Annotated in this window: 20 protein-coding genes and 1 tRNA gene; 16 read left to right on the top strand and 5 right to left on the bottom strand. The window is 53.0% G+C overall.

The window, feature by feature from the left end:
- Positions 1-8: 8 nt before the first annotated feature.
- The 4 genes from glyQ (at position 9) to F8N36_RS01510 (ending at position 3,682) form a co-directional block, all read left to right on the top strand.
- Positions 9-887, top strand: coding sequence for a glycine--tRNA ligase subunit alpha (gene glyQ / locus F8N36_RS01525; protein WP_291330986.1), 879 nt, complete (start codon positions 9-11; stop codon positions 885-887).
- A 3-nt stretch (positions 888-890) separates the two neighbouring features.
- Positions 891-2,975, top strand: coding sequence for a glycine--tRNA ligase subunit beta (gene glyS, locus F8N36_RS01520; RefSeq protein WP_291330985.1), 2,085 nt, complete (start codon positions 891-893; stop codon positions 2,973-2,975).
- 197 nt (positions 2,976-3,172) lie between these two features.
- Positions 3,173-3,439 carry a 30S ribosomal protein S20 gene (gene rpsT, locus F8N36_RS01515; RefSeq protein WP_291330984.1) on the top strand — a complete coding sequence of 89 codons (267 nt, stop codon included), beginning with the start codon at positions 3,173-3,175 and terminating at the stop codon, positions 3,437-3,439.
- A gap of 166 nt (positions 3,440-3,605) precedes the next feature.
- Positions 3,606-3,682 (top strand) — tRNA-Arg (locus F8N36_RS01510).
- A gap of 667 nt (positions 3,683-4,349) precedes the next feature.
- Here the strand turns inward: F8N36_RS01510 and larB are convergent.
- The 5 genes from larB to F8N36_RS01485 form a co-directional block, all read right to left on the bottom strand.
- Positions 4,350-5,093 carry a nickel pincer cofactor biosynthesis protein LarB gene (gene larB / locus F8N36_RS01505; RefSeq protein WP_291330983.1) on the bottom strand — a complete coding sequence of 248 codons (744 nt, stop codon included), beginning with the start codon at positions 5,091-5,093 and terminating at the stop codon, positions 4,350-4,352.
- Between the two features lie 21 nt (positions 5,094-5,114).
- Entirely contained in the window at positions 5,115-5,906 is a 792-nt protein-coding gene (locus tag F8N36_RS01500) for a LarC family nickel insertion protein (protein ID WP_366247022.1), read from the bottom strand.
- A 71-nt stretch (positions 5,907-5,977) separates the two neighbouring features.
- A complete protein-coding gene (locus F8N36_RS01495) occupies positions 5,978-7,993 on the bottom strand; it encodes a methyl-accepting chemotaxis protein (protein WP_291330982.1) in 2,016 nt (671 codons plus the stop codon).
- Positions 7,994-8,513: 520 nt separating this feature from the next.
- A complete protein-coding gene (locus F8N36_RS01490) occupies positions 8,514-9,821 on the bottom strand; it encodes a lactate racemase domain-containing protein (RefSeq protein ID WP_291330981.1) in 1,308 nt (435 codons plus the stop codon).
- 71 nt (positions 9,822-9,892) lie between these two features.
- Positions 9,893-11,281, bottom strand: coding sequence for an MFS transporter (locus F8N36_RS01485; protein WP_291330980.1), 1,389 nt, complete (start codon positions 11,279-11,281; stop codon positions 9,893-9,895).
- A gap of 786 nt (positions 11,282-12,067) precedes the next feature.
- Between F8N36_RS01485 and F8N36_RS01480 the strand changes: the two genes are divergently transcribed.
- From F8N36_RS01480 to F8N36_RS01425, 12 genes are all read left to right on the top strand, one after another.
- Positions 12,068-13,819, top strand: coding sequence for an AMP-binding protein (locus tag F8N36_RS01480; RefSeq protein WP_291330979.1), 1,752 nt, complete (start codon positions 12,068-12,070; stop codon positions 13,817-13,819).
- 66 nt (positions 13,820-13,885) lie between these two features.
- Positions 13,886-15,118, top strand: coding sequence for a CoA transferase (locus tag F8N36_RS01475; protein ID WP_291330978.1), 1,233 nt, complete (start codon positions 13,886-13,888; stop codon positions 15,116-15,118).
- A gap of 20 nt (positions 15,119-15,138) precedes the next feature.
- On the top strand, positions 15,139-15,930 hold the full coding sequence (locus F8N36_RS01470; RefSeq protein ID WP_291330977.1) for an acyl-CoA dehydratase activase: 792 nt from the start codon (positions 15,139-15,141) through the stop codon (positions 15,928-15,930).
- 16 nt (positions 15,931-15,946) lie between these two features.
- Positions 15,947-17,170, top strand: coding sequence for a 2-hydroxyacyl-CoA dehydratase (locus tag F8N36_RS01465; protein WP_291330976.1), 1,224 nt, complete (start codon positions 15,947-15,949; stop codon positions 17,168-17,170).
- Positions 17,170-18,300, top strand: a complete 1,131-nt coding sequence (locus F8N36_RS01460) for a 2-hydroxyacyl-CoA dehydratase family protein (protein ID WP_291330975.1) — start codon at positions 17,170-17,172, stop codon at positions 18,298-18,300. Before F8N36_RS01465 ends, F8N36_RS01460 begins: the two co-directional genes overlap by 1 nt.
- Before the next feature lie 143 nt (positions 18,301-18,443).
- Positions 18,444-19,595 carry a hypothetical protein gene (locus F8N36_RS01455; RefSeq protein ID WP_291330974.1) on the top strand — a complete coding sequence of 384 codons (1,152 nt, stop codon included), beginning with the start codon at positions 18,444-18,446 and terminating at the stop codon, positions 19,593-19,595.
- A gap of 82 nt (positions 19,596-19,677) precedes the next feature.
- The gene (locus F8N36_RS01450) at positions 19,678-20,817 is read left to right on the top strand and encodes an acyl-CoA dehydrogenase family protein (RefSeq protein ID WP_291330973.1); all 1,140 of its coding nucleotides are present in this window, start codon (positions 19,678-19,680) and stop codon (positions 20,815-20,817) included.
- A 249-nt stretch (positions 20,818-21,066) separates the two neighbouring features.
- Positions 21,067-22,275: an MFS transporter gene (locus F8N36_RS01445; protein WP_366247021.1), complete on the top strand. Its 1,209-nt coding sequence runs from the start codon at positions 21,067-21,069 to the stop codon at positions 22,273-22,275.
- Between the two features lie 85 nt (positions 22,276-22,360).
- Positions 22,361-23,131, top strand: coding sequence for a putative electron transfer flavoprotein FixA (gene fixA / locus F8N36_RS01440; protein ID WP_291330971.1), 771 nt, complete (start codon positions 22,361-22,363; stop codon positions 23,129-23,131).
- Positions 23,132-23,147: 16 nt separating this feature from the next.
- Positions 23,148-24,083 (top strand): FAD-binding protein, encoded by a 936-nt coding sequence (locus F8N36_RS01435; RefSeq protein WP_291330970.1) that lies wholly within the window; start codon positions 23,148-23,150, stop codon positions 24,081-24,083.
- A gap of 270 nt (positions 24,084-24,353) precedes the next feature.
- A complete protein-coding gene (locus F8N36_RS01430) occupies positions 24,354-25,640 on the top strand; it encodes an FAD-dependent oxidoreductase (protein WP_291330969.1) in 1,287 nt (428 codons plus the stop codon).
- On the top strand, positions 25,637-25,921 hold the full coding sequence (locus F8N36_RS01425; protein ID WP_291330968.1) for a ferredoxin family protein: 285 nt from the start codon (positions 25,637-25,639) through the stop codon (positions 25,919-25,921). Before F8N36_RS01430 ends, F8N36_RS01425 begins: the two co-directional genes overlap by 4 nt.
- Positions 25,922-26,055 lie beyond the last annotated feature (134 nt).

Raw genomic sequence — 26,055 nt, 5'->3', positions numbered from 1 at the left:
GACAGCGCATGTATTTTCAGGATGTCATATTAACTTTGCAGAACTACTGGGCCAACCAGGGTTGCGTTATTGAACAGCCTTCGGGTGTGGAATGTGGGGCCGGTACGTTCAACCCCAACACGTTTTTGAGGGTTATTGGGCCGGAACCGTGGAGCGTGGCCTATGTGGAGCCCTCGCGCCGTCCTACCGATGGCCGCTACGGCGAAAATCCCAACCGCCTGCAACGGTATTTCCAGTTTCAGGTGATCATGAAGCCCTCGCCGGACAACGTGCAGGATCTGTATCTGCAAAGCCTCAACGCGCTGGGCATCAACCCTGCGCAGCACGACATCCGCTTTGTTGAAGACGACTGGGAATCGCCCACTCTGGGTGCCTGGGGTCTTGGCTGGGAAGTGTGGCTCAACGGTATGGAAGTGAGCCAGTTTACCTATTTCCAGCAGGTGGGCGGCATTGACCTTTCGCCCATCAGCGTGGAGCTGACCTACGGCCTCGAGCGCCTCACCATGTATCTGCAGGGTGTGGAATCTGTGTACGATCTGGCCTGGAATAAAAACGTCACCTACGGCCACATCTATCATCAGAATGAAGTGGAGCAGTCGCGCCACAACTTTGAGGCCAGCAATCCCGAAATGCTGCTGCGGCATTTCAGCGATTTTGAAGGACAGTGCAAGGCCCTGCTTGAGCAGGGGCTGCCTTGGCCCGCGTACGATTACTGCCTCAAGTGCTCTCATACCTTCAATCTTCTGGACGCCCGCGGAGCCATCTCCATCACCGAGCGCACCGGCTATATCGGCAGGGTGCGTGCCCTGGCGGCCGGTGTGGCGCGACTGTATGCGGCCCAGCGTGAAGAACTGGGCTATCCCATGCTCAAAAAGGATGTGAGGTAAGCCGTGGCGACCTTTGTGCTTGAAATCGGCAGCGAAGAGTTGCCTTCCCGTTTTTTGGCCCCGGAAGAAAACGAGCTTTCCTCTCGTTTTAACGGCGCTCTGGGTGAGGCCGGGCTTGAACATGGCGCTGTGCGCGTCATGAGCACGCCGCGCCGCGCCGTTGTTATTATTGAAGATCTCAACCCCGTGCAGGTGGAGAGGGAAGAAGTGGTTTCCGGCCCACCCGTGCGCGTGGCCTATGATGCCGAAGGCAAGCCCACCAAGGCCCTCGAAGGCTTTGTGCGCACCAATGCCTGCACGCTTGAAGACGTGTTTCGCGTAGAAACGGACAAGGGCGAATACGTGGCCGTGCGCAAACGCACCGGCGGAGCGGCTGCGGCTGACCTGCTGACAGAAATCTGCCCTGCGGTCATCACGGCTCTTTCGTTCCAGAAGCGCATGCGCTGGGGCGCTCACACCATGGCTTATGCACGTCCGCTGCGCTGGATTCTGGCTCTGCTCGACGATGCCGTAGTTCCCTTTACGGTGGGTCCCATGACCTCCGGGCGCGAAACCTGCGGGCACCGTATTCACGGTGCTGGCCCATTTGCGGTGGCTCATGCCAACGATTTTCTGGCAACCCTCGCCGGACCCTGCGCCATCACCATCGACCCGGCGCAACGCCGCAGCGTTATTATTGATGGCGGCAACGCCCAGGCTGCCACTGCTGGCGGTAAGGTGCTGTGGAAAGACAGCCTGCTGGACGAAGTGCAGGGGCTTGCGGAACATCCGGTGCCGCTGCTGGCCGATTTTGATCCTGCCTATCTTGAGGTTCCGCGCGAAGTGCTGCTCACCAGCATGGAGAGCCACCAGAAGAGCTTTGGCATTGAAGCGCCCAACGGCGATCTGCTGCCGCATTTTCTTACTGTGCTCAACATCACGCCCGAAGACATGGGCGTGGTCAAGCGCGGCTGGGAACGCGTGCTGCGCGCCCGCCTTGAAGATGCCCGCTTCTTCTGGCAGGCCGACCTGCGCGAGACTTTCGACCATTGGCTGCAAAAGCTTGATACGGTCATCTTTATCGGTGGTCTTGGCAGCATGGGCGACAAAACCCGTCGCCTCGAGGCCCTGTGCCGCTGGCTGGCTGACAGCTGCGCCCCCAAGCTTGCCGATGATGCAGCGCGTGCCGGTCGCCTTTCCAAGGCTGATCTTGTGAGCGGGCTGGTGGGCGAGTTTGATACCCTGCAGGGCATCATGGGCGGTATCTACGCTGGCCGCAAGGGCGAGAGCTCTGCCGTGGCTGATGCCCTGGGCGAACAGTATCTGCCCGCCGGGCCGGATTCTCCGCTGCCCAAATCGCTGGCTGGTGCGTTGCTTTCCATGGCTGACAAGGCAGATACCCTTGCGGGCTGCTTCGGCCTGGGCATGATTCCCACCGGTGCTGCCGACCCCAATGGTCTGCGTCGCTGCGCTCTGGGCATCATTCGCATCATGCTTGATTTTGGCCTTACCATCGACGTGCGGCAGTTCTTTGCCATGGCGCAGCAGCTGTACGGCGACCGCCAGTGGAAGCTGGCCCCGCATGAGGCTCTGGACAAGCTCATGGAATTTTTTGCCGCGCGTCTGCGCAACTACTTCATGAGCCAGGGCCAGGACACCCTGCTGGTGGACGCCGCCCTTGGTGCTGGCGCTGAAGACGTGAAGGACTGCGGTGCACGCCTTGCAGCTCTGGCGGCTTTCAGTCAGGCCAAGGATTACGAGGCAGCGGTGCAGACCTTCAAGCGCGTTGCCAATATTCTGCGCAAGCAGGGGCAGGCCGAAGATCTTTCTGACCATTGGGATCCCTCCCTGCTGCGTGAAGACGCGGAAAAAGCTCTTGCCAGCACGCTGGAAGAAATGCTGCCCCGCCTTGATGCCTTGTGGGCTGCCCACGACCATGCAGCCGCGCTGGCCTGCCTGAGCGACGTGCGGCCAGCTGTGGATGCCTTTTTTGCGGGCGTAATGGTCATGTGCGACGAAGCCGACCTGCGTCGCAACAGGCTGAGCATGTTGCACGGCCTTGGGGCACGGTTTGCGCGCCTGGCCGATTTTTCGGCCTTGCAGATGTAGTTTGGTTGTGTAATTAGAAGGGGCGCGGGGCGCGCTGTTGTGCGCCTCGCAACCAGATTTAGAAAAATATTTGAGAAAATGGCCCGATTGCTTGACAGCTACCCGAGCCAGTGGTAATTACCCATCTCCGCGACAACGCGCCGATTTCTGATTTCATGGCTTGCGCGGGCAAGCCCAACATATGTGGAGGATTCAAAGTGGCCAACCATAAGTCAGCCCTCAAGCGTCACAAGCAGAGCTTGCAGCGGGCAGGCCGCAATCGCGCCGCCCGTACCCGCGTGAAGAATGCCATCAAGCAGGTTCGCGCCGCCATCCAGAACAACGAACAGGGTCAGGCCAGCGAAGCCCTGTCCGCTGCCGCTTCCGTGCTTGCCAAGGCTGCCGGTAAGGGCGCCCTGCACTGGAAAAAAGCCGCTCGCAAAATTTCGCGTCTGGCTCATGCCGTTAACGGCATCAGCGCTTAATAGTTTTTTTCTGTCGGTTTGAGGCGTGCTTGCCCGAGAGGCAGCACATTCCTTTACGGGAAGTTGCAAGTTAAATTTTTAAACAAGTTCGCAGGCTTTTCAAAAAATATTTTGAAAAAAAGCTTGACGGTGACTGCGACTTGAGTTAAGTTCCTCTTCGTTGAACGCGCTCGTAGCTCAGCTGGATAGAGCAACAGGCTACGAACCTGTAGGTCAGGAGTTCGAATCTCTTCGGGCGCACCATAAGAAATATAGCCCTTACGGTTAATCACCGTAAGGGCTTTTTCTGTTTTGTGCATATCCCTCAAAATTCTCTCCCCATTTTTAATGATACGCCAAGCCTCCCGTGAGCTTGATATGACTACGCCAAATCGAATGCGGGTGGCCCCGTTGCTCTTCTTCGAATCGGAGTCGCGGGCAGGGCAAGAGTGTGCACAAGAGTTGATACCCGCGGTTAACTATAATTGTTTAAACAGTGCATTGTGTGGAGCGCATGGTTGGTATCCGAACTTATGCCCACGCATTAACGCCGCTGCTCTGGGAGGCTCTAAACGTTCAATTTCAACTAATGTGCCTGAGGTTGCATCTAGGCATTGAGTGCAGAAAAGCGGCAGACAAGCGGCGAGTTCTGGCGACCCTTAAGAACAGACGCAGCACCAATGGGCTTAAGTGTTGCCGTGATGTCGCTGGGAGCTTGTTTCCGTTGAGGTCGCGGGAGTTGTTGATTGATGCGATGGCCGGAGGAAAGACTGTTTTTTCCCCGGTCGTTGACCTCAAATACGGCACTACCATATGGCATGCTGTTGCTGAAAAAATTTGCAGTGGGCTGGTGCCTGATATCTGCCCGGCCAGCCCGCAAGACAAAGGGGCGGCAAGACTGTTGCCGTTTATTGCAAGTGTTTTTGCCTTGTTACGCACTGGCTATTCTGCAGGCGGCGCAGGCGGCTCCAAAGCCATTGTCTATGTTCACCACGGTTACGCCGCTTGCGCAGGAGGTGAGCATGCCAAGCAGGGCTGAAAGTCCCGCAAAGGAGGCTCCGTACCCCACAGATGTAGGAACTGCAATAACCGGCTGTGGTATCAGGCCGCCCACAACACTTGCCAGAGCTCCCTCCATACCCGCAACTACAATGACAACCCGTGCAGAGCGGATCTCGGGCAGGCACGTTAACAGGCGGTGAATGCCCGCGACGCCGACATCGGAAATTATGCGGGCCTTGCATCCCAATATGTCGCAGGTAACGCGCGCCTCTTCCGCAACGGGCAGGTCGGATGTGCCAGCCGTGACAATGGCTACCTCGCCCTGCTTCCAAACCCGGGGGTGTCGGGCCAATGTCAGGGTGCGCCCCAGATGGCTATACTCAGCATCTGGGCATGAGGATTGGACATGACTGGCCATTTCGGGCGAAACGCGCGTGGCAAGGATGTTGCCTTGCGCTCCCGACAGGCAAAATAGTTCGGCCACCTGTTCCGGCGTTTTGCCCTCGCCGTACACCACCTCGGGAAATCCGTTCCGCAGCGCGCGGTGAAAATCGAACTTTGTATGCCCCAAATCCCGAAAGGGTAAATCCCGCAGAGCATTCATGCCCTCGGCGACGGAGAGTTCGCCGTTTTTAACGGCTGCCAGCATGTCTTGCAATGTGTCGGTTGTCATTTGTCTTACCTGGGCATTGCGCTACAGATGGGAAGGGCAGTCGTCGCTTGCAATGTGCACCCGCAACATGTTGGGGCGGCTGGATGGGCGATGCCCTATGCCATAACCAGTCTTGCAGGTGGACATGGCTGGTGTTGAAGTAAAACGGTTGGCCAGCGCCGCTATAATCGCCGCGCCCGTTGGGGTTGTCGCCTCGTGGTCTGTTCCGCCCCTGGTTGTGGGCAACCCGTGGAGAATCTCTGCCGTTGCCGGAGCCGGTACAGGCATGGTGCCATGGGCGCATTGGATAAAACCGCTGCCCAGCTCGAGGGGTGAGGCCCAAACTGCGTCCACACGCAGAGCGTGAAAACAGACAGCCGCGCCCACGATATCCACAATGGAATCTGTTGCGCCTACCTCGTGAAAGTGCACCTCGCTGACGGGCTTGCCGTGAACCTTGGCCTCTGCCTGCGCTATAAGGCCAAAGATGCGCAGGCTTGTCTGCTTTACTTCCGGCTGCAGGCCGCTGGACATGATAATGGTTTCGATGGCAGCAAGGTTTCTGCGATGGGCGTGGGGGTGCCCATGATGTGCGGAGTTAGCGACAACGTGCTCCTGCGTGTGGTGCGGCTCGCTGCCCTGACAAACATGTACCTGCGTGCCTTTAATGCCGCCGCAGGCGCAGACAGAGACCTTCAGTTCGAATTCTGCGCCCAGGCCAAGCTTGTCCAGCTCTGCCTTCAGGTATTGCGGGTCGACGCCCAGATCAATCATGGCTGCCATGTTCATGTCGCCGCTGATGCCGGAAAAACAATCATAATAGAGTATGTTCATGGTATCCCCTAAAAATGCCAGCAACGCAACCTTGCATTGCTGGCATTTTTTATGCTGATGGTTGCTGGCGCTTAACCGTTTTTCATTTCATTGATTAGAGCGCTCAGTTTTTGGGCCTGTTGGGCAAGGTCGGCCACGGCGCGTGCGGATTCATTCATGGCCCGGGCTGTCTGCTCTGACATGCTATTGACGTGCTCGATGGAATTGTTGATTGCCTCGCTGGCTGCCGACTGTTCCTCGCAGGCCACAGCTATGGCCCGTACCTGTCCGGCTGTGGATTCTACGTCGCTGACGATCAGCTGCAGCGCTTCTCTGGATTTGCCCGCGCAGTCTGTGGCCGTTTCAACCTGCAGCAAGGCGTTGTCCATGCCAGAGACGCTTTTTGTCGTGCTGCTCTGAATGGCAGTAATGGCGTTGCCCACATCCTGCGTTGAGGTCATGGTTTTTTCCGCCAGCTTGCGAACTTCATCAGCCACAACGGCAAAACCACGCCCGGCGTCGCCCGCACGGGCTGCTTCAATGGCCGCATTAAGCGCCAGCAGGTTTGTCTGATCTGCAATGTCTGAAATAACGCCCATTATGCGGTTGATGGCCTGAGCGTGCTCGTTGAGCTGGGTCATGTCTTTTTTCAGTTCCATGGAAACATCGTTGACCCTGGCAATGCTCTGCAGGGATTCCCGCACGATGTTTGCCCCATCCTCGGCATTGGCCTTGGTTTTTTCAGACATGCTTGACGCACTCGATGCGCTGGCGGCCACATCGTGCACAGCGGCGGTCATCTGGTTCATGGCGTCGGCGGCCTCAGAAAGGCACTGGGCCGACTCTCGCGTGGTCTGGTCTGATTGCTCGATTTGTGCCGAAAGCTGTGTTGATGCTGATGAAATGATCGATACCACTTCTTCAAGTTGCCCTGCAGCGGCAAGCATGCCCTCGCGCTTGGCTTCTTCCGCCTGGCGACGGGCGGATTCCGCCTGTTCCATGGCTATATTGGCCTTGCGAGTCTGCTGTTCGGCTTCCGTCGTTTTGACTTCGGCGGTGGTCACCATTTCTTTAAGCTTTTCAACCATGATGGACAGGGCGTTGCCAAGCTTGCCAAGCTCGTCCTTGCGATTGATTTCAAGCTGGTTGCCAAGGTCGCCCATGGTGACCGCCTCGGCAAAGGCGACGCATTTTTGCAGAGCGGCCAGGATGGGATTGACAATAAAAATGAGAATCAAACACACAAGGCCTACACCTACGCCACTCAAAACCATGCTCGAGGTCCATATGACCCTGGCAACAGCCGTGGTGTCGTCTTCGCTGACAATGGCGCTTACAATCCAGCCAGTTGATTTGACTTTGGCATAAACGGCTGTTTTTCCATGCCCCTCAAAGGCGTACGAAATGCTGCCATTGCCTGTGGAAAGCATTTTGCGGCCCCATTCAAAGTGGGAGATGTCGAGGTTCATGATCTGCGCTGCATCTGGGTGGCTTACCGTTATGCCGTTGCCGTCCACAAGATACACATAACCTTTCTCGCCTATTTTAGTGGGCGCAATCATGTTTTCGGTAAATGGTGAAAGGTCTATGCCCACAATCAGGGCACCGGTGATTTTACCGTCGCGGAGGATCGGCGTTGATATGACGCATACCGGCAGATTGTTGGCGCGGTTTATAAGCGGGTTGCTTATGTTAGTTTGACCGGTCATGACTTTTTTAAAGTAATCCCTGTCCTTGACATCTATATTGGTTATCCCCGTATCGCTTACGATGCATTTGCCCTGCGTGTTGTAGACGCGGGCTGCGGAGATAAGGTTGCTGGTTGCAACAAGTTTTTTGAGCAGCTTGACCGCATCGTTAAATTCACTCTCAGACGGCCCCTGGTCGGTCAGCAGCCCGTCAAGTCTCTCGTTGCCGCTTTCGAGTGCCAGCACGTTGCACACAAATGACAGCATATCATCAAGATTCTTGCTAACGTCCTGCGCTGCAAGACGGGCCGTTCCAACCAGCACCTGCGATGCCTCGTGTGCGGATTTTTGGGAAGAAAAATAGCTTGATACCCCCATGCATAAAACCAGCATGGCAATGGAAGGCACCAATAGCTTCATTCTGACGCTTCCTTTCATTTCTGCAGGCTCCTTGTGGCATACGTATTTTTGATCAGTATTCTTTAAAATATTGTATTTAAGGTTAAATGCGATGCATTGTGTATTAACTTGAATTTTTTTGGAAAAAATACTTTTAAAATAAATGCTGAATGCAGGTAATATGACAATAAAATTTTCAAAAAAACAGAATTAAAAAGTATTTTTAAGTATAAAAATAATAAATATGGTAAAATTATATTTGTTTCATAGTCTGTATTTTGCAAGCATGTTTGCTGAACTGTGACAGAAGAATTGAAATTTTGCCGTATCTTTCGGGAGTACAGTGCGACTGGAAAATTATATGCCGTCATCCTTACCCGTTGCCGGAGGCGGTAGGGATAGCCCGAAAGCTAACGGGTAAAGATGAGCGGCAAATTGTAAGCAAAGCATTGCAGCGCGGCTGTCATGCATTTTTCGAAACACCAGTGCGATCTGCGCACAGCACCGGCGGGTGCCCCATGCTGGTTGCCACGCCAGCTGGTCAGGCTTCTTCAATCGGTGTGAGGCGGCCCTCGGTATTGAAATCAAGCTCAAAGGGGCCGCTGATCAAGCTTACGTCGTCCCTGTCCTTGATTTCGTTGTAAATGGCTTCCGAAACGTCGATTCTTGTCATACAGAGAGTATTCTTGATATGGGCGACCCTCGGGTGCTCAAAATTAACATTGTCTCCGGTGCGAATGGCCATGATTACGGCATCGCGGTCGGTTTCGGCATAGACCGGAATTTTGCCGCCGTTGGGCCGGTTGGCGGTGAGCACGTTGATCCATGTGGCCCGCCAATCTACTTCGTTGAGCAACCTGCGGGTGGTGATATCGGCAAGGTTGATGCCAGCGGCGTTGTGGTGTGATTCTGGCGTAATGCCAAGGATGACCAGGCGCTTGAGCGTGAATACCTCGAGAAAGTCGCCGGAGTTGTTGCGTCCCACGATGTTGGGATCGTGTCCGTTACCGCTGATATTTTTGCCTATTTCGTCAATGACAAGCACGTCACATTCCTGAAACTTGAAGCGCGGCATCTTGCCTTTGGCGACTACCAGCAGGTCGGCATCCATCTTGATGATGCCCTCTTTGGGGCACACATCGATATTGCAAACCTCGTCGTAGGCATTTTGCACAACTCCCACGCCAAACATGAGTTGTGGGCCGTTTTTGATGAACTTTTCGGCAATGGCAGGCAGCACATCGGGGAAACAGGCAAAGCCCTTCATATGGAACATGGACGCGCCCTTGTGTTTTGCCAGCCCGATGGCGATCATCTTGGCCAGTCCGCTTTCGTGTGTGCCGCGAAAATCGGTGTGGGGCTTGACCTTGTTGAACACAACAATGCCGTCCGCACCCCAGGCATTTCTGTCGCAGTAAAGCGGCGTGCCGTCTTCAAGCGAATCATACTGCACTACATCCATGCATGATTTGATCGGAACCCCAATGCTCTGCTCTGTGATGTTGTATCCGGCCAGCATCTCTATCTGTCCCTCTGCCGTCGCGCCGCCGTGACTGCCCATGGAGGGCACTATAAATGGTGCAGCCCCCCATGCTTTAAGCCGGTCGCAGATGGTTTTGGCCATGACGTCAAGGTGGGGTATGCCCCTGCTGCCCACGGTAAGAGCGATGCTTTTTCCCTTGAATGCTTCCTTGTTGCCGATCTGCGATTCAAGCTGCGCCGCAAGCTGTCCCGAAATGTCCACAACGCGCTGGTCATCGTACCGCTGTGTAATGGAATACATTTGGGGGAGTTTAACCTTGTCGAGACCCTCAACAGGGATGTCGATCGGAGGAAAATTGAACTGCATATGCGGTCATCCTTCTAGCGTAGTGTTTTAAAGCCGGGCAGGTCATAAATGGCCTGCCCGGCTCGGTTTTTCTAATCTTCGACCAGCTTTTTGTCAGGATTGATAACCAGCCAGGTCAGTGCACCAGAACCGACGATAGCGGTGCTGATGACGAAGGCATTTTCCCAGCCAACCCAATCAACAAAAAGAGCGGTCAAAACCGGAGCAGCCACGCCGGCAATGGTTCCCCAAAAGTTCATCCAGGTAGCGACCGTGCCGCCGTACTTTCCGCCAATGTCCTGGCAGGCAGCCCAAGCTGCGGTAAGGTTAAAGCCAAGGAACCCGTAGCTTAAGGAAAGCAGAATGATGTTTTGGGCAACGGTGTCGACCTGGGTTGCAAAGTAGAGAAACACAGCGCAGCCGCTCATGCCAAAAAAGCCAAAGGCAGAGCGGGTAAGCATCTTGGATTTGCCCATCCGCACAAGTTTGTCACTCAGTATGGAGGTGAGAACCGTGCTGATTGCCGCCGCCAAAAACGGCAAACCGGCAAGTGCGCCCATCTGCGTAAAGCTCACGCCCCGTGATTGCTGCAGATACAGCGGCACCCACGACATAAACAAGAAGGTTATGTAGTTGTTGGCCATATACTGAAAGCCTATGGCCCAGAACCGATGGTTTTTAAGAAACTTGCCCCAGGGGGTTTTGATTTTTTTGGTTGCCTCGGAAACTGCATCCTGAATGTTGGTCTGTTCAGTAATGAGCAGCAGTTCCGCATCATTGATTTTTGGGTGCTCGGCTGGGGTGTCTCTAGCGTAGATCCACCACAGCGCCGTGGCGATAAAACCTGCAAGGCCAAATACATAGAAGGCCCAGTGCCAACTGGTGTGCGTTACCAAAAATACTGTCAGCGGCGGGCCCAGGGCGGGTCCAAGCAGTGTGCCTGCACTCATCCACGAGTTTGCAATGGCTTTTTCTTTGGAACTGAACCACTTGGCAAAGAAGAAGCCGTTGTTTGGGTACAGCGGGCCTTCGCCAAGGCCAAAGAGAAACCGCACTACAACAAAGCTTGCAAAACCCCATGCGTGGGGGGTCAAAAATGTAAACAACGACCACCAAAACATTGCGAATGCGCCATTTTTCCGTATACCCCACCGTTCGGCCAAAATGCCGCCAGGAATTTGGGTCAGGGCATAGGCGGCAAAAAAAGCCGACATTGCATACCCGAGCTGAACTCGGTCAAATTTCATATCCTCCATGATGAACGTAGCGCAGACCGAGAGGTTAACCCGGTCCAGATACGCAATAAGGCATGACATGAAGACGATTCCAAGCAAAAGCCATCGGATTTTGCTTGGAGCATGAACTGCGTCGATAGCTTGAGCCATCTCCCACCTCACCAGTTGTTTTCTCAGCCTCAAAAACAGTTTCAGTACGTTTGAGGAACGAACTTTTTCATGCTCTGATAAAATGAGAATTCTCATCGTGTTTTTAAAAAGTAAAGAAATAATATTTTTTTAAAAAAATGCTAATTTTTAAAAAAATGTCCGCAGTAAATGTAAAACACATAATGTAAAAATTAATTTATTGCATTGTATACAATTTAAAATAGAACTAATTGCAATAGTAACATCGTTCACACGTGACAATTTTTTTTTAAAAACAAATATACAATGTTTTTTAAATGTATTTTAACCAAAAAAAATTAGAATATGAGTTTTTTATGGCTTATTTGTGATTTTTATCTCAAATAGGGGTATAGAATAAGATGTGCAAAAAAAATCGCAATTGTCGACAATTTTAAATTTTTTAAAATTGGCTTGTTGACAGCAAATTAAAAGGGGGCTAGTCGAAAAAACACGAGGTAGCAGTCAGGGTGGCAAGTAGTCGTTATGGGTGTGTGGTCAGAAATAGTTTATAATATTCTTGTTTAATTAAGTTTTCATGTAAGGGAAAAATTTCATTTACGAAATGCCAAATTATTTATTGACTTTGAGACAGAGAATGAATTTTCATTGTCGACATCAATGTATATGCTTGCTGTAGTGATTTAAAATTAATTTATTTTGAAAAATAAATGATAAAATAACTTTAATAAAAAAATATTTGTCAAGTTAATATTTGAATTTTATTTTGCAATTGGTGTTATTATGGTAAGTTGTAGTAGGACATATGTAATATTAAATTGTTTTTAGAAATTATTTATTTTTTTACTTTTATATATTTCATATTTATTTATAATAATATTTGATTATTTTTTATCTATTTTAATGTCAGTGGGTAGAGATAATATTTTTTTCGTAGATATTGAATTTTCATTGTCGACAATATGTATTTTAAATGAATGCTTTTTATCGGTTCGTGGTCTGCCGCGATTTATGAATGCTGAATTTGATCAAGGGGTAAGTATGAGGCCTTTTGCTTTAACCATTGGCGACTTTCTCAGCTATGCCGCTGAAATTTGGCCGGAAACTGACGCCCTAATTCAGGCGAGCACCGGCGAGCGGTTGTCCTGGAGGGAGCTTGACGCGTTGACCGATGCCTATGCCAAGGGGTTGTGGGTCAAAGGGCTGCGTGCAGGCGATACCGTTGTGGGGTGGTCGTGCAATTCGGTCTCGCTGATTGTCTGTGGCCTTGCAGCTATCAAGATTGGCGCGGTGTTTGTGCCGGTCAGTATTCATCTGACCCGGCCGGAGATTGCAGACATTGTCCTCCGCACCCGATGCGCTTGCATCTGCTATGCGGACGGCTACCGCGATGTGGATTACGCGACAGTGGTCAATGAGCTGTTTGTAGATTGTGCAGACGCCACAGAACCATCAACGCTCAAGTTTTCGGTCAACCTCGGCGGCAGTGCCATTGCCTCCTCCGTGCGGGCTGCTGACCTGGCTGAGCTCGGCGTAAGCCTTTCCGCCGATTTTTATGCCAGCATCCGCGCAACCGTCCAGCCGCACCATGTTGCGAGCATCCTGTTTACCTCTGGCAGTACCTGCCGCCCCAAGGGCGTAATGCTCACGCACGACAACTTGGTCAATAATGCTTTTTTCTCCATCCAGCGTCTCGGGCTGGATGCCGCAAGAGATTTGTGCTGCATGGCGGTACCGCTATTTCACTGTTTTGGTCTTTCGACGTGTCTTATTGGCAGCATTGCTTGCGGTGTTCCGCTGGTAATACTTGAACGATACAGGGTCTCTGACGTCATAAAATATTGTGAAGAGTATAAATGTACTGTTCTGCACGGCGTTCCAACAATGTTTGGAAGATTATTGGAAGCAGTATCTGTGGGAGAATCAAATAATCTGGTTCTCAAAAAAGGCATCATTGCAGGTTCACAATGCAGTGAAGCGCTTGTGGCTGCCATAGTAAACAGGCTTGGCATGGATGGTCTTTCCATTGCCTATGGTCAAACGGAAACCTCACCTTGTTGCACTCAAACATTCCCAGATGCGGATATAGAGCTGAAGTGCACCACTATCGGTGTGCCCTTGCCCGGTGTGGAAATGAAGGTCGTCGATCCAGATACCGGTGATGAACTGCTGCCCGGTGAAATCGGCGAGCTGTGGACCCGTGGATTTCATGTGATGAGGGGGTATCTAGGGCTGCATGGGCAGGTATCAACGGTTATGGATGATACCTGCTGGTACCATACTGGCGATGCTGGATTTGTAGATATACATGGTGATTGGCATTATTCATATAGAATTAAAGATATTATTGTGCGTGGAGGTGAAAATATAAGTCCAATAGAAATAGAATGTGCATTGAAAAAAATTCCATACGTGTATCAGGTAAAAGTATTTGGCGTATTTTCAAAAGATCTTGGAGAAGAAGTTGTTGCAGTAGTTATTCCTTGTGCAGGACATTCAATAACAGAAAGTGATTTAAAAAATGAATTATATGGTAAAATTGCTCATTATAAGATTCCAAGTAAGTTTATGATTATTGATGAAATGCCATTAAACGATAATGGAAAGATTAATATTCAATATTTAAAAGATAGACTTAGTGCTGAATGTGCTTAGCAATAGTGCATTTAAGGTAATAGTAAATTGTCTTTTCTGTAGCCAACGCAATTAAGGAGAAAATCAATGTCTGAGAGAAAACTGCTGGAAGGGGTCAAAATTGTGGAGCTGGCAACCTTTATTGCCGTTCCTTCCGCTACGCGCATGCTGGCCGATATGGGCGCGGAGGTCATCAAGATCGAAGGAGCCAAGGGTGATAACTTGCGCTGGACCGCTCCCACCGAGGGGCGCCCTCTCGACCATAACGAAAATACCACCTTTGATCTTGAAAATGCCAACAAGCTGAGCCTAGGCCTGGATATGAAGACGCCCGGCGGCAGGAAAATTCTCTTTCAACTTCTGGAGAAGGCCGACATCTTTGTAACCAATTGGCGTCCTCAGGCGCTCGAACGCGCCAAGCTCTCATACGCCGACCTCAAAACTGTTTTCCCCAAGCTTGTCTACGCCAATGCCACCGGTTACGGCGAGAAAGGTCCGGACAAAGATCTGCCCGGTTTTGACTACACTGCCTTTTTTGCGCGAGGCGGAATGCTGGGCACCCTGTACCAAAAGGGTACGGTGCCCATGAATGTGGTTCCCGGTCTGGGCGATCATCAGTGCGGTATGATGCTGGCCGCAGGCATTCTTGCCGCCTACATCAACGCCCAGCGCACCGGCAAAGGGGAAAAAGTCTCCACCAACCTGCTGCACACAGCCATCTATACCCAGGGCATCATGATCCAGGGTGCGCAGTATTCCGACTACGGCCAAGTATACCCCATCGACCGCCGCGAAACCATCAGTCCTTTCATTGTGGCCTACAAGACCAAGGATGACCGGTTCATCCAGATATGTATGCCCGTCTATGATGCCTATTACCCCACCTTCATGAAGTGCATAGGGCGTGAAGATCTGGCTGAAGACGAGCGCTACACCAAGATGGAAGTCGTGGCCAAGCACAAGCGTTCACCCGAGTTGTACGACATTTTGTGGGAAGCCTTCCAGACCAAAACCGTCAAGGAATGGGCCGAGATATTCACCGCCCACGATATTCCTTTCTCTATTGCGCAGACCTGGGAAGAAATCCTCGAAGACAAGCAGGCATGGGCAATCGAGACCTTCTACAAGATGCAATACCCCAACGGTAACAACCGTACTCTCGTGCGTATCCCCATAGATTTTGAAGAAATGGGCCTCCCGGAATACAAGCAGGCTCCCCTTGTGGGCGGCGATAACTACAAGATTCTTGGCAGCCTTGGCTACACCAAGGAGCAGGTCGACGAAATGATCGCCAATAAGGAAGTTTGCGCCTGGAAATAAGGTGAAGTGAGGTTTTGTGCATGAATTCTATTTTGACAATGGGCGTAGACATCGGTTCTTCCGCTTCCAAATGCATCATTCTGCAGAACGGTGAAGCCATCGTCTCCAAGGCGGTGGTCCCCGTAGGCGCGGGTACCAGCGGCCCCGGCAGGGCCATGGGCGAAGCTCTGGCGGCCTGCGGTAAAAGCTCTGGCGACATCTCCTTTGTCTGTGCCACTGGCTATGGTCGCAACTCGGTCAAAGAGGCGGACAAAGAGATGAGCGAACTGAGCTGCCATGCCCGTGGGGCCGTGCGTCTGTTTTCTGGAGTACGTACGCTTATAGATATAGGTGGCCAGGACGTAAAAGCCATGCATATTTCAGAACAAGGTATGCTTGAAAACTTTGTTATGAATGACAAATGCGCTGCAGGCACGGGAAGATTCCTCGATGTTATGTCCAGAGTGCTCGAAGTCAAGTTGTCTGAAATGGCATCACTTGGAAAAAAAGCGACTAAATATGTCAAAATAAGCTCAACATGCACCGTATTTGCAGAATCTGAAGTCATTTCGCATCTCGCAAGCGGAGTATCAATTCCTGACATTATTGATGGAATCCATCATTCGATCGCAAGCAAAACCGCAGGATTAGTGAAACGGGTTGGCGTCACGCCCCTGGTCGCCATGACCGGTGGCGTGGCTACTGACTCTGAAGTTGTGCGCATCCTTTCGGAAGAACTGAATACGCCAATCCAGGTGTCGCCCCTCTCCGTGCTGTGCGGAGCTTTGGGGGCTGCCCTGTACGCGTACGACAGCTGTTCCAAAAAATCTTAGCTCAAGGAGACATCCCATGAGTGAACAGAATGTTGGCGAACCGGTGCCGGCAAAAATACGACTGCGCGACATTGCCGCAAAAGCTTACGAAGAGGCCTGGGAGGCCAAGAAACGTGGTGAGATGGTGGGGTGGTGCGCCTCGAATTTCCCGCAGGAAATTCCGCAGACCCTCGGCATCAAGGTTGTCTATCCAGAAAACCAGGCGGCAGCCATTGCGGCCAAAGGTGGCGGTTTGCGCATGTGTGAGCATGCCGAGGGCCTGGGGTATTCCAACGACATCTGCGCCTATGCGCGCACCAGTCTGGCCTTTCTAGACATTGGCAGCTGCGAAGAAATGGATATGCCCCAGCCGGACTTTGTCCTGTGCTGCAACAATATCTGCAACTGCATGATAAAGTGGTACGAAAATATCGCCAAAGAACGCAATATCCCCATGATCCTCATCGATATTCCGTTCAAGAATGATTACGAAACCGACGACGCCTCTGTGGAGTACATCAAGGCGCAGTTTGACCATGCCATGCAGCAGCTTTCTGAAATTACCGGAAAGCCGTTCTCTGAAGAGCGCTTCAAGGAAGTAATGGCTGTCTCGCAGCGTACGGCCAAGGCCTGGTTGCGCGCCGCCGAGTTCACCAGATACGTGCCATCACCCCTTAATGGCTTTGACCTGTTCAACCACATGGCCGTCGCGGTATGCGCTCGCGGTACCGTTGAGGCTGCCGAGGCCTTTGAGCAGCTTGCTGACGAATACGAGGCCGCCGTCAAAACCGGCGCCTCCACCTACAAGGGCGAACAGAAATATCGCGTGCTGTTTGAAGGCATCGCCTGTTGGCCGTACCTGCGTGCCACATCGGCTCCCCTCAAAGAGCACGGCATCAACGTCACAGCAACGGTGTACGCCACAGCCTTTGGCGTTCTTTACAACAACACCGCCGAAATGATGCGCGCCTACTCGTACGTGCCCAACTGCGTGTCTGTCGAGCGTGCCGCCGACATGCGCATCAACGTGGGTCGCGAAAACAAAATCGACGGTGCCATCATTCATACCAACAGAAGCTGCAAGCTCTGGAGTGGCATCATGCCCGAAGTGGAGCGCCGCATACGCGACACGCTGCATATCCCCACCGTTACCTTTGATGGCGACCAGGCTGACCCCCGCGTCTTCTCAGAAGCTCAGTACCAGACCCGCATTGAAGCTTTGTGCGAAGTGATGGCTGCCAATAAGGAGGCGAAAGCATAATGAGCACGCTCAACGATACCCTTCAGAAACTGTCTGATGTGGCGGCCAATCCGGCTGCGCAACTGAACGCAATCGTGGCGCAGGGCAAAAAGGCCATTGGGTGTTTCCCGGTATACTCGCCAGCTGAGTTGGTGATCGCCGCCGGTATGACGCCTTTTGCTGTCTGGGGCGCAGAAATGGAAATTTCCAGCGCCAAAAAATATTTTCCTTCCTTTTACTGCGGCATTGCCCAGACCTGTCTTGAGATGGGCCTGAACGGCAAGCTCGACAAGCTCTCGGGCGCCATGATTCCCGTGCTCTGCGACACGCTCAAGTGTCTTGGGCAAAACTGGAAGGTGGGCGTCAAAAACGTCCCATTCATTCCCGTTATCCATCCTCAAAACCGCAAACTGCCCGCAGGCGTCGAGTTTATGCGCAAGCAGTACGTGACCATCGCCGAAAAACTGTCGGCCATTTCGGGGCATAAGGTGGACGCGGCTTCACTGCAAAAAGCCATTGATATCTGCAACGCCCAGCGCGCTGCCCTGCGTGAATTTTCTGATGTGGCGGCGCTGTACCCCCATTTGATTTCGCCCGCGCAGCGCAATGCCGTCATCAAGAGCGGCGGTTTTATGGACAAGGGTGAGCACACCGCCACTGTCAGGCAAATCATTGAACTGTGCCGCCAGCAGCCCATGAAGGACTGGGACGGGCACAAGGTCGTCACAACAGGCATTCTGGCCGATAGCCAGGCCTTGCTGCAGGTTCTGGCCGACAACCGGTTTGCCGTGGTTGCGGACGAAGTGGCGCAAGAGTCGCGCCAGTACCGCACCGATGTTCCGGCGGATGCCGATCCCTTCAATGCCCTGGCCAGACAGATCTCCGACATGGAGGGCTGCTCTGTACTGTACGACCCCGACAAAAAGCGCGGTCCCATGATTGTGGACATGGTCAAAAAGCATGGCGCGCAGGGCGTTGTCTTTTTGATGACCAAGTTTTGCGACCCCGAGGAATTTGACTTCCCCATGGTGAAAAAGGCCCTGGATGCGGCTGGTATTCCCATGGTGAGTGTTGAGGTTGACCAGCAGATGCGCAGCTTTGAACAGGCGCGTACCGCGTTGCAGACTTTTGCGGACGTGATTTCGGCCTGACCGGTGTTCCCGCGCCGGAGCGGTTCTGGCGCGGGAACCTTGATGTGTGGCGGTTTTATAAAAACGGGCGGCGCTTGAGGCGCACTGCTTGCCAGTGCTGTGTCGGGGGCGGTTCTCAACCCTTTGAAAAAATGGGCCTGAGTATGACCAAAAAATTCATTCCTGCTTGGTTGTTGTGTTCAACCTTCTGGTTTGCCATGCACTCCGGCGGCGGTTTTGCCTCCGGGCAGCAAGAGGTGAGGTATTTTCTCACCAGTGGCTGGACATGCGTGTTCCTTCCTTTCCTTGCCATGAGCATTCAGGGCTGCTGCGTTTTTATGATGTGGGAGTTTGCGCGGGTCAGCAAATCCTACGACCTGCGGTCATGGGTTGACCGCTTTTATTACCCCTTCGACAAAATTTTTGCCAATCTTCAGGATGCTGTATTCATCATCTTTTTGTGCATGCCCCCGGCTGCGGCCATAGCCGGTGGTTCGTCCATTCTGGAGCACTCGTTTGGCACCCCGTATTTTTTGGGCACCATGATCATGACCACCATTGTGTTCCTGTGCTCTGTGTTTGGCGCTGAGCTGGTACGTCGCCTGGCAGGCATCAAGACCGTTGCCCTTCTGTTCTTTTTGGGTGCGGTGGTGGCGGTTGGCATCAACACCAAATGGGACGTGATCATCGCCAACATTCATAACCAGATCGCCCCGGCCGATTTCAGCTGGACCCACGCTCTGTGGATGACCCTGATTTATTGCTCGTTCCAGACCTTTATCGCGCCTTTTGTTTCAGTGGCCGAGCCTCTGCAGAGCCGTGCGCAGTGCGCAAAGGCCGCCATAACCGGGGTGCTGATCAACGGCACGTGCCTGGCTCTGGTGTGCTTTATGCTGCTTGGCTACTACCCTGAAGTACTTAGCGAAAAAATTCCGATTCCGGTGCTCTACATCGTTGAGCATCTTGATCAAAACCTGCTGCGTACGTTCTACACCATCGCCATGTTTTTCGCCTTTATCTCCACAGCGTTCGCCTTTGTGTTTGCCTCGGTGCGCCGTTTTGAAAACTCCAAGGTCTGGAAGCTGCTGCCTGAGGGAAAAATACCATCATTGCGTGCAAGAAATTGCATAATCGCAATTATTACGCTTCTTTATGCGTTCGCAGTCTCTCAGCTTGGGCTGGTGACTATTGTGGCCAAGGGCTTTGCCTACATGGGCCTGTTCGGTCTGGTGCTCACCGTTATACCGCTGCTGCTTTTTGGCCCCATGAAGATACGTGGCTATGCAAAGCGCAACGGTGCGCATGAAAAACCTTAGTGCCTGCCATGCGGCGAGATGGGCGGCTGCATGCCGTTACCGGCGGATCATCTGCATAAATGTCTGAAAAAGAGGAGCTCGTATGGATTTTTCACTTACCGAGGAACAATCCCTGATCAAAAGCATGGTCAAGGAATTTGTTGAACAGCATGTGGCCCCAATTGCCGCCGAGATCGACAGAAACCACCGGTTTCCTTCCGAGAGCATCAAACCCATGGCCGATCTTGGGCTGTTTGGTTTCTGTCTGCCCGAAAAATACGGCGCCAGTAACGCCGACGCCGTCAGCTATGTGCTGGCAACTGAGGAAATCGCCAAAGTCAGTGCCGCCCACGCAATGATTATAGGCTCGCAGTGCTCGCTGACCACGCCTATTCTGCTCAAATACGCCAACGACGAAATCAAGGAGCGCCTGATCCCAGGCATGATCAATGGCGACAAGCTCGGCTGCTTTTGTCTTTCAGAGCCTGGGGCGGGCTGCGACGCCGCCAGTCAGCAGACCACGGCCGTGCGCCAGGGCGATACCTATGTGATTAACGGCTCCAAGCTGTGGATTACGGCCGCGCCCGCCGGGTCCGTGTTTATCGTGCTGGCCATGACCGACAAAAGCCAAGGAGTCAAAGGCATCACAGCCTTTTTGGTTGAAAAGGGCACTCCGGGTATCACCATCGGTCAACCAGAAGAAAAGATGGGCATGAACGGGTCGGAAACCTGCGCCGTCGATTTTTGCGACTGCGTCATCCCCGCCTCCAATATGCTGGGCAAGGAAGGCCAGGGCTTCAAGATAGCCATGGAAACGCTGGACAGCGGTCGCATGAGCTGCGCCGCCATCTCCCTTGGGCTGGCCCAAAGCGCTCTGGACGCCACCGTCAAGTATACCAAGGAACGCATCCAGTTTGGCAAACCCATTGCCGCCAATCAGGGCGTCCAGTGGATGATAGCCGATATGGCCACCCGCGTGGACTGCGCCCGTATGCTGGTGTACCGCGCCGCGGCCATGAAGGATGCTGGCGAAAAGTTCAGTAAAGAGTCGGCCATGGCCAAACTGTTCTGCGCTGAAACTGCCATGTTTGTGACCCACCACGCCGTCCAGCTGCACGGCGGCATGGGCTACACCAAATCTTACCCTGTGGAACGGCTGTTCCGCGAAGCCAAGCTCACCGAAATATTTGAAGGTACGAGCGAGATTCAGCGGATCGTCATTGCGAAGCACGTTCTCGGGTAGGATGCCATGCGCCCGGCGGTCCCGGCAGTGGGCCGGGACCGCCGGTAAATGCGTAGGCCGCCATTTGTGGCCGCATCAACCGCACCAGGGCCGGATACGCGTAACAAATCCGGCAACACAAAATGCATCGTACATGGCGTACATGTCGGCTCCATCAAAAAATACAGAATTACCGGGCAGACAAATACTAACAGAAGATGGGTTGGAGCTGATTATGAATAACGTATTGCAAGAAAAGCGAGCACTCTGATGCAAAAGCGCAATTTTATAGCACTTTCAGGAATGCTTACGCTTCTTCTCCTTGGCGTGGTGTATGCGTGGTCTGTTTTTGCCGGGCCAATGGAAAAAGAATTTGGCTGGCAACGCTCTCAAACATCAATGGCATTTTCCATATGTATGTCAATGTTCTGTGTGGGCGGGCTGATTTCCGGTTTTTTGCAAAAAAAATTTTCTTCGCGTGTTGCCCTGTGGGGATGCGCTTTGGCCATGGGCGCAGGGTTTAGCCTTGCCTCGCGCGTAACGTCGCTGACCGAGCTGTACATGACCTACGGACTGTTGGTGGGCCTTGGCGTCGGCCTGGCCTACAACGCGGTTTTGAGCACGGTTTTGCGCTGGTTCCCTGACCGTACAGGCTTTATCTCGGGGCTTTTGATGATGGCCTTCGGCTTTGGCGGCATGGTTCTAGGGGCATCGGGCAGTCTGCTGGTCAAAGACATCGGCTGGCGTCTGACATTTTTTGCCATCGGCGTGGCGTTTCCGGTTGTGATTCTGTTGTGCTCAACGGTTATGGCCCCTCCCAGAGCCGGGCAGGTCTACTCTGAAAATTCCGCAGCCTGCAGGGGGCAGAGGCGGGAGAACATCACGGCATCGCTCATGCTGCAGCGGCCAAGCTTCTGGATATTTTTTGCATGGTCGAGCCTGCTTTCCGCCGCCGGGCTCATGCTCATCGCCCATTCCGTGCCCTTTATGGCGGGCATGGCCATCGGTGCGGATGAGGCAGCTCTGCTGGCAGGGATTGTTTCCGTCTGCAACGGGTTTGGGCGCGTGATCGTTGGCGGCCTGTACGACAAGATCGGGCGTGCGCGCGTCATGCTGCTTGTGGGCGCGGGATTTTGCATTGCAGGGGGCATCCTGCTGTACGCCTTGCGAATTGGCGATATCAGACTTGCCGTAACTGGTTTTGTGCTGATCGGTCTGAGCTTTGGTGGGGTGCTGCCCATGAATGCCGTTTTTATCCGCTCTTTTTATGGTGAAGCCAACTATCCGGTAAATTTCAGCATGGTCAATATGGTGCTCATTGTGGCGTCATTTCTGGGGCCCTATGTGGCGGGGGTGCTACACGGCACCAGTGGTTCATATGCGCCAATGACCATCTTTATCATTTTACTTGGTGGTCTGGGGACTGGCCTGACCATTGTTCTGAACAAGTGTAGGGAGGCCAGAGAATACGGAATTTAGCGAATACACACTGTATTTGTCTCGTAGCTTGTCCACAAAAATACATAGCATCTCAATATTACACTAATAAGACGCGAGGAGAACTATGAAAATCATTTCCTGCTGCAAGATTGTTCCTGAAGAACAGGACATATCCGTAAATAACGATAAAACCCTCAAACTGGACACCGCCGGTTTGAAGATCAGCCTTTATGACCTGAATGCCCTGGAAGCCGGCGTGGAACTGGCGGCTACCCAGGAGGGCAGCACAGTAACTGCCCTGACTGTGGGCGCAAAGGTAAGCACGAGCAACACCAAGGTTCGCAAGGATATTTTGTCCCGTGGGGCAGACAGCCTTGCCGTTGTGGGCGACGAGGCCCTTGCCGGAATCCTGCCCGGTGAAACCGCAAAAATCATGGCTGGAGCCGCAAAAAAATTGGGTTTTGACCTCATTTTGTGCGGCGAAGGTTCGGCCGACCTTTACGCGCAGCAGACCGGCCTGCTTTTGGGCGAGCTTTTGGGCGTGCCCACAATCAACAGCGTGGGCAAAATCACGATCAACGGTTCCACTGCACGGGTAGAACGTGATCTGGAGGACGAAGTGGAAATCGTCGAAGTGCCCTTGCCTGCGGTTCTTTCCGTCACCACCGACATCAACGTGCCCAAGATCCCGAGCATGAAGGCCATTCTGGCAGCCAGCAAAAAGCCTGTGGAGGAAATTTCGCTGGCAGATGCTGGTTATAGTTCTGCCCCCGCCAGCACAGTGCTCTCCATCCTTGCCCCTGATCAGGCTGATCGGAAGAGGGAAATCATCGAGGGCGATTCGGAAGAACAGATCGCAGCTTTTGCGGCCAATATCCGAAAGATTTTGAACTAGCTGTAAGGAGTGAGCAATGTCTAAAATGCCCATAATTTTTGTGTTCAGCGATAAAAAGGACCGCCTGCCCGAAATCATCGCCGGGGCGCTCGCCCTGGGCGAAGACGTGTGCGCTTTTGTGGTGGGCACCGACGAGGACGCCCAGTACGCAGCATCGCTTGGCGCTGGCGTCGTTTACACGTTTGCCCCGCAGCAAGACGTAATGCTTGAAGATTACGCCCCCTCCTTTTCCGCCTTGGTCGCCGGTTGCGGCAAAAAGGCCATGGTTTTGTTGCCCCCCAGCAAGCGCGGTCGTGCCCTGGCCGCCCGCATGGGCGTGCAGCTTGGCGCGGCTGTAGCCAATGAAGTGACCAAGGTTGAAATTGCCGACTCCGTTACCGTCGGTCGCATGGTTTTTGGCGGGTTGGCCTCTGGCAGCGAAAAGATCACCTCACCGGTCTGCGTTCTTACTCTGTCCTCCGGCTCGTTCGAACCAGCAGCCCCGGACGCTTCACGCAAGGCCGAACTGAAGCAGGGCGCTTTTGTGCCCCCGGCCATTATGCCCAAGGTTGTGGGACAGACGCCAAAACAGGGCAGTTCTGTTGATCTGTGTAAAGCCAAAAAGGTGCTTTGCGTAGGGCGCGGATTTGCCAAAAAAGAAGATCTCGCCCTGGCGGAAAATCTCGCCACGGTCATCGGAGCGGAGCTTGGCTGCTCTCGCCCCGTGGCTGAAGGCGAAGGCTGGATGGAGCGTGAACGCTACATTGGCGTCTCGGGCGTGATGCTGAAGGCCGACGTGTACTTTGCCGTGGGCGTTTCCGGCCAGATTCAGCACATGGTTGGGGCCAACGGTTCCAAGGTAATCATCGCGGTAAGTAAGGACAAAAACGCTCCCATCTTCAATTTTGTGGACTACGGCATTGTGGGAGACCTGTATAAGGTATTGCCCGGCCTGACCAGTCTTTTAAAATAAATAATGTAAAAATGCTGACTTACGTATGTAGTGTCGGCGCAAAGAACCCGTGGAAACGGTTTTCTCGAGAGGATGCGTCACCGATCGAGAAAACCGTAAAACAAGGCAGCCTCCATTGTTGTTGTGACTGTATACCGGTTGTAGACGATTTTTGCCGCAAGGCGTGACCGGTGTGGGCAAGGGATGCAGCAGCGCAGGGTAAAGATTCAAGTTGTGCGGGCCCGAATGACGCTCAAGGGCTGATGCAAAATTATGACGAGAGGTGGCGCTATGTCGGATGACAAGTTTGACGCAATTATCGTGGGGGCCGGTTTGGCTGGCTGCACCGCTGGCTATCTGCTTGCCAAGGAAGGTCTCTCTGTTCTGCTGATAGAGCGGGGCAACTACGCTGGCAGCAAAAATATGACTGGCGGGCGCCTCTACGCGCACAGCCTGGAAAAGATCATACCCGGGTTTGTTGACGAGGCTCCGATTGAACGTCGCGTCGCCCGCGAAAAGATTTCATTTCTGACCGCAGACAGTGCCGTGACCATGGACTACCAGACCGCGCGTTCCATGCGACCCGAGGAGCAGTCGTACACGATCCTGCGCGGCAAGTTTGATCAGTGGTTTATGGAAAAGGCCGAAAGCGCCGGGGCGCAGCCTATTCCCGGCGTGCGGGTCGAAGAGCTTATCGTGCGCGACGGCAAGGTCTGCGGCGTAAAAGCTGGCGATGATGAGCTTGAGGCCCATGTGGTCATACTGGCGGACGGCGTCAATTCCATACTGGGCGAGCAGCTCGGCATGGTCGACAAGGTCACGCCCCACACTGTGGCCGTTGGTGTGAAAGAACTCATAGAGTTGACCCCCGCCCAGATGGCCGACCGTTTTGGCTGCGAAGGAAAGGATGGCCTGGCCTGGCTGTTTGCCGGGTACCCTTCAAACGGATTCCTTGGCGGTGGCTTTCTTTACACCAACGAAAATACCGTTTCTCTGGGGCTTGTGTTTGGCTTGCACAGCGTGGGCCTCACCAACAAGAGCGTGCCGCAAATGCTGGAAGATTTTAAAAATCATCCGGCTGTGGCCCCCTTGGTGAGCGGCGGCAAGCTTGTTGAGTACTCGGCACACGTTGTGCCTGAGGGTGGGCTCAATATGGTGCCCAAGCTCGTGGGAGACGGTGTGCTGATAGCGGGCGACGCTGCGGGCTTCTGCCTCAACGTGGGCTACACGGTGCGCGGCATGGATCTGGCGGTGGCTTCTGGCGAGGCTGCGGCCAAGGCTGTTATGGCCGCCCGCAAGGCAAACGATTTCAGCGAGAGGGGGCTTGCCTCCTACAAAACCCTTCTGGATGAAAGCTTCATCATGAAGGACATGAGCCTTTATAAAAATCTGCCAGCATTCTTGGATAATTCAAGAATTTTTAACGAGTACCCGCAAATGGTCACGGGCGTTATGCGCCAGATGTTCACCATCAACGGGCCGGAGCAGCCCCTGTGGAAAAAGCTCTGGTGCGAGATCAGAAAGGTTGGCCCCTTGAACCTGATGAAAGACGGCTTCAAAGGAGTGCGGTCCATATGAACAGCGTAAACGTGGATGTCAAACTTGGCGTCAATAAATTCTATGTGGATGAAAGCAACGCTCATATTGAACTGGTAGACAACCCTGATCCTGAAGAATTCAGAAAGCTGATGATGGCTTGCCCTGCAGGTTTGTACAAGCGTGGCGATGACGGATCAATATTCTTTGACTACGCAGGCTGTCTTGAATGCGGAACGTGCCGAGTGTTGTGTGGAAAAACAATTATAAAAAAATGGGAGTATCCCTGTGGAACTCTCGGTGTTGAATACAGATTTGGATAAAATACAGTTATAAACTGTGATTTTTGATGCTTGATTTGTTTTTACAAGATGCATTGTTGGGTTGTGTTTATTGAGGAACGAACGCTGCACTGTATGCATCTGTAGAATAGGGTGTCAGGGAGTTTGTGTATCGT

Source organism: Desulfovibrio sp., assembly GCF_009712225.1.
Taxonomy (GTDB): Bacteria; Desulfobacterota; Desulfovibrionia; order Desulfovibrionales; family Desulfovibrionaceae; genus Desulfovibrio.
The sequence above is the reverse complement of the archived record's forward strand: the minus strand, read 5'-3'. Positions and strand labels throughout refer to the sequence as shown.

What these genes read in the sequence shown, in the direction of transcription:
- F8N36_RS01490 (WP_291330981.1), bottom strand. Translation starts at nt 9,821, where the DNA reads ATGCAGTTCAATTTTCCTCCGATCGACATCCCTGTTGAGGGTCTCGAC.
- F8N36_RS01480 (WP_291330979.1), top strand. Translation starts at nt 12,068, where the DNA reads ATGTCAGTGGGTAGAGATAATATTTTTTTCGTAGATATTGAATTTTCA.
- fixA (WP_291330971.1), top strand. Translation starts at nt 22,361, where the DNA reads ATGAAAATCATTTCCTGCTGCAAGATTGTTCCTGAAGAACAGGACATA.
- glyQ (WP_291330986.1), top strand. Translation starts at nt 9, where the DNA reads ATGTATTTTCAGGATGTCATATTAACTTTGCAGAACTACTGGGCCAAC.
- F8N36_RS01465 (WP_291330976.1), top strand. Translation starts at nt 15,947, where the DNA reads ATGAGTGAACAGAATGTTGGCGAACCGGTGCCGGCAAAAATACGACTG.
- larB (WP_291330983.1), bottom strand. Translation starts at nt 5,093, where the DNA reads ATGACAACCGACACATTGCAAGACATGCTGGCAGCCGTTAAAAACGGC.
- F8N36_RS01430 (WP_291330969.1), top strand. Translation starts at nt 24,354, where the DNA reads ATGTCGGATGACAAGTTTGACGCAATTATCGTGGGGGCCGGTTTGGCT.
- F8N36_RS01445 (WP_366247021.1), top strand. Translation starts at nt 21,067, where the DNA reads ATGCAAAAGCGCAATTTTATAGCACTTTCAGGAATGCTTACGCTTCTT.
- F8N36_RS01485 (WP_291330980.1), bottom strand. Translation starts at nt 11,281, where the DNA reads ATGAGAATTCTCATTTTATCAGAGCATGAAAAAGTTCGTTCCTCAAAC.
- F8N36_RS01450 (WP_291330973.1), top strand. Translation starts at nt 19,678, where the DNA reads ATGGATTTTTCACTTACCGAGGAACAATCCCTGATCAAAAGCATGGTC.
- F8N36_RS01425 (WP_291330968.1), top strand. Translation starts at nt 25,637, where the DNA reads ATGAACAGCGTAAACGTGGATGTCAAACTTGGCGTCAATAAATTCTAT.
- F8N36_RS01470 (WP_291330977.1), top strand. Translation starts at nt 15,139, where the DNA reads ATGAATTCTATTTTGACAATGGGCGTAGACATCGGTTCTTCCGCTTCC.
- F8N36_RS01435 (WP_291330970.1), top strand. Translation starts at nt 23,148, where the DNA reads ATGTCTAAAATGCCCATAATTTTTGTGTTCAGCGATAAAAAGGACCGC.
- F8N36_RS01500 (WP_366247022.1), bottom strand. Translation starts at nt 5,906, where the DNA reads ATGAACATACTCTATTATGATTGTTTTTCCGGCATCAGCGGCGACATG.
- F8N36_RS01460 (WP_291330975.1), top strand. Translation starts at nt 17,170, where the DNA reads ATGAGCACGCTCAACGATACCCTTCAGAAACTGTCTGATGTGGCGGCC.
- F8N36_RS01495 (WP_291330982.1), bottom strand. Translation starts at nt 7,993, where the DNA reads ATGAAGCTATTGGTGCCTTCCATTGCCATGCTGGTTTTATGCATGGGG.
- F8N36_RS01475 (WP_291330978.1), top strand. Translation starts at nt 13,886, where the DNA reads ATGTCTGAGAGAAAACTGCTGGAAGGGGTCAAAATTGTGGAGCTGGCA.
- F8N36_RS01455 (WP_291330974.1), top strand. Translation starts at nt 18,444, where the DNA reads ATGACCAAAAAATTCATTCCTGCTTGGTTGTTGTGTTCAACCTTCTGG.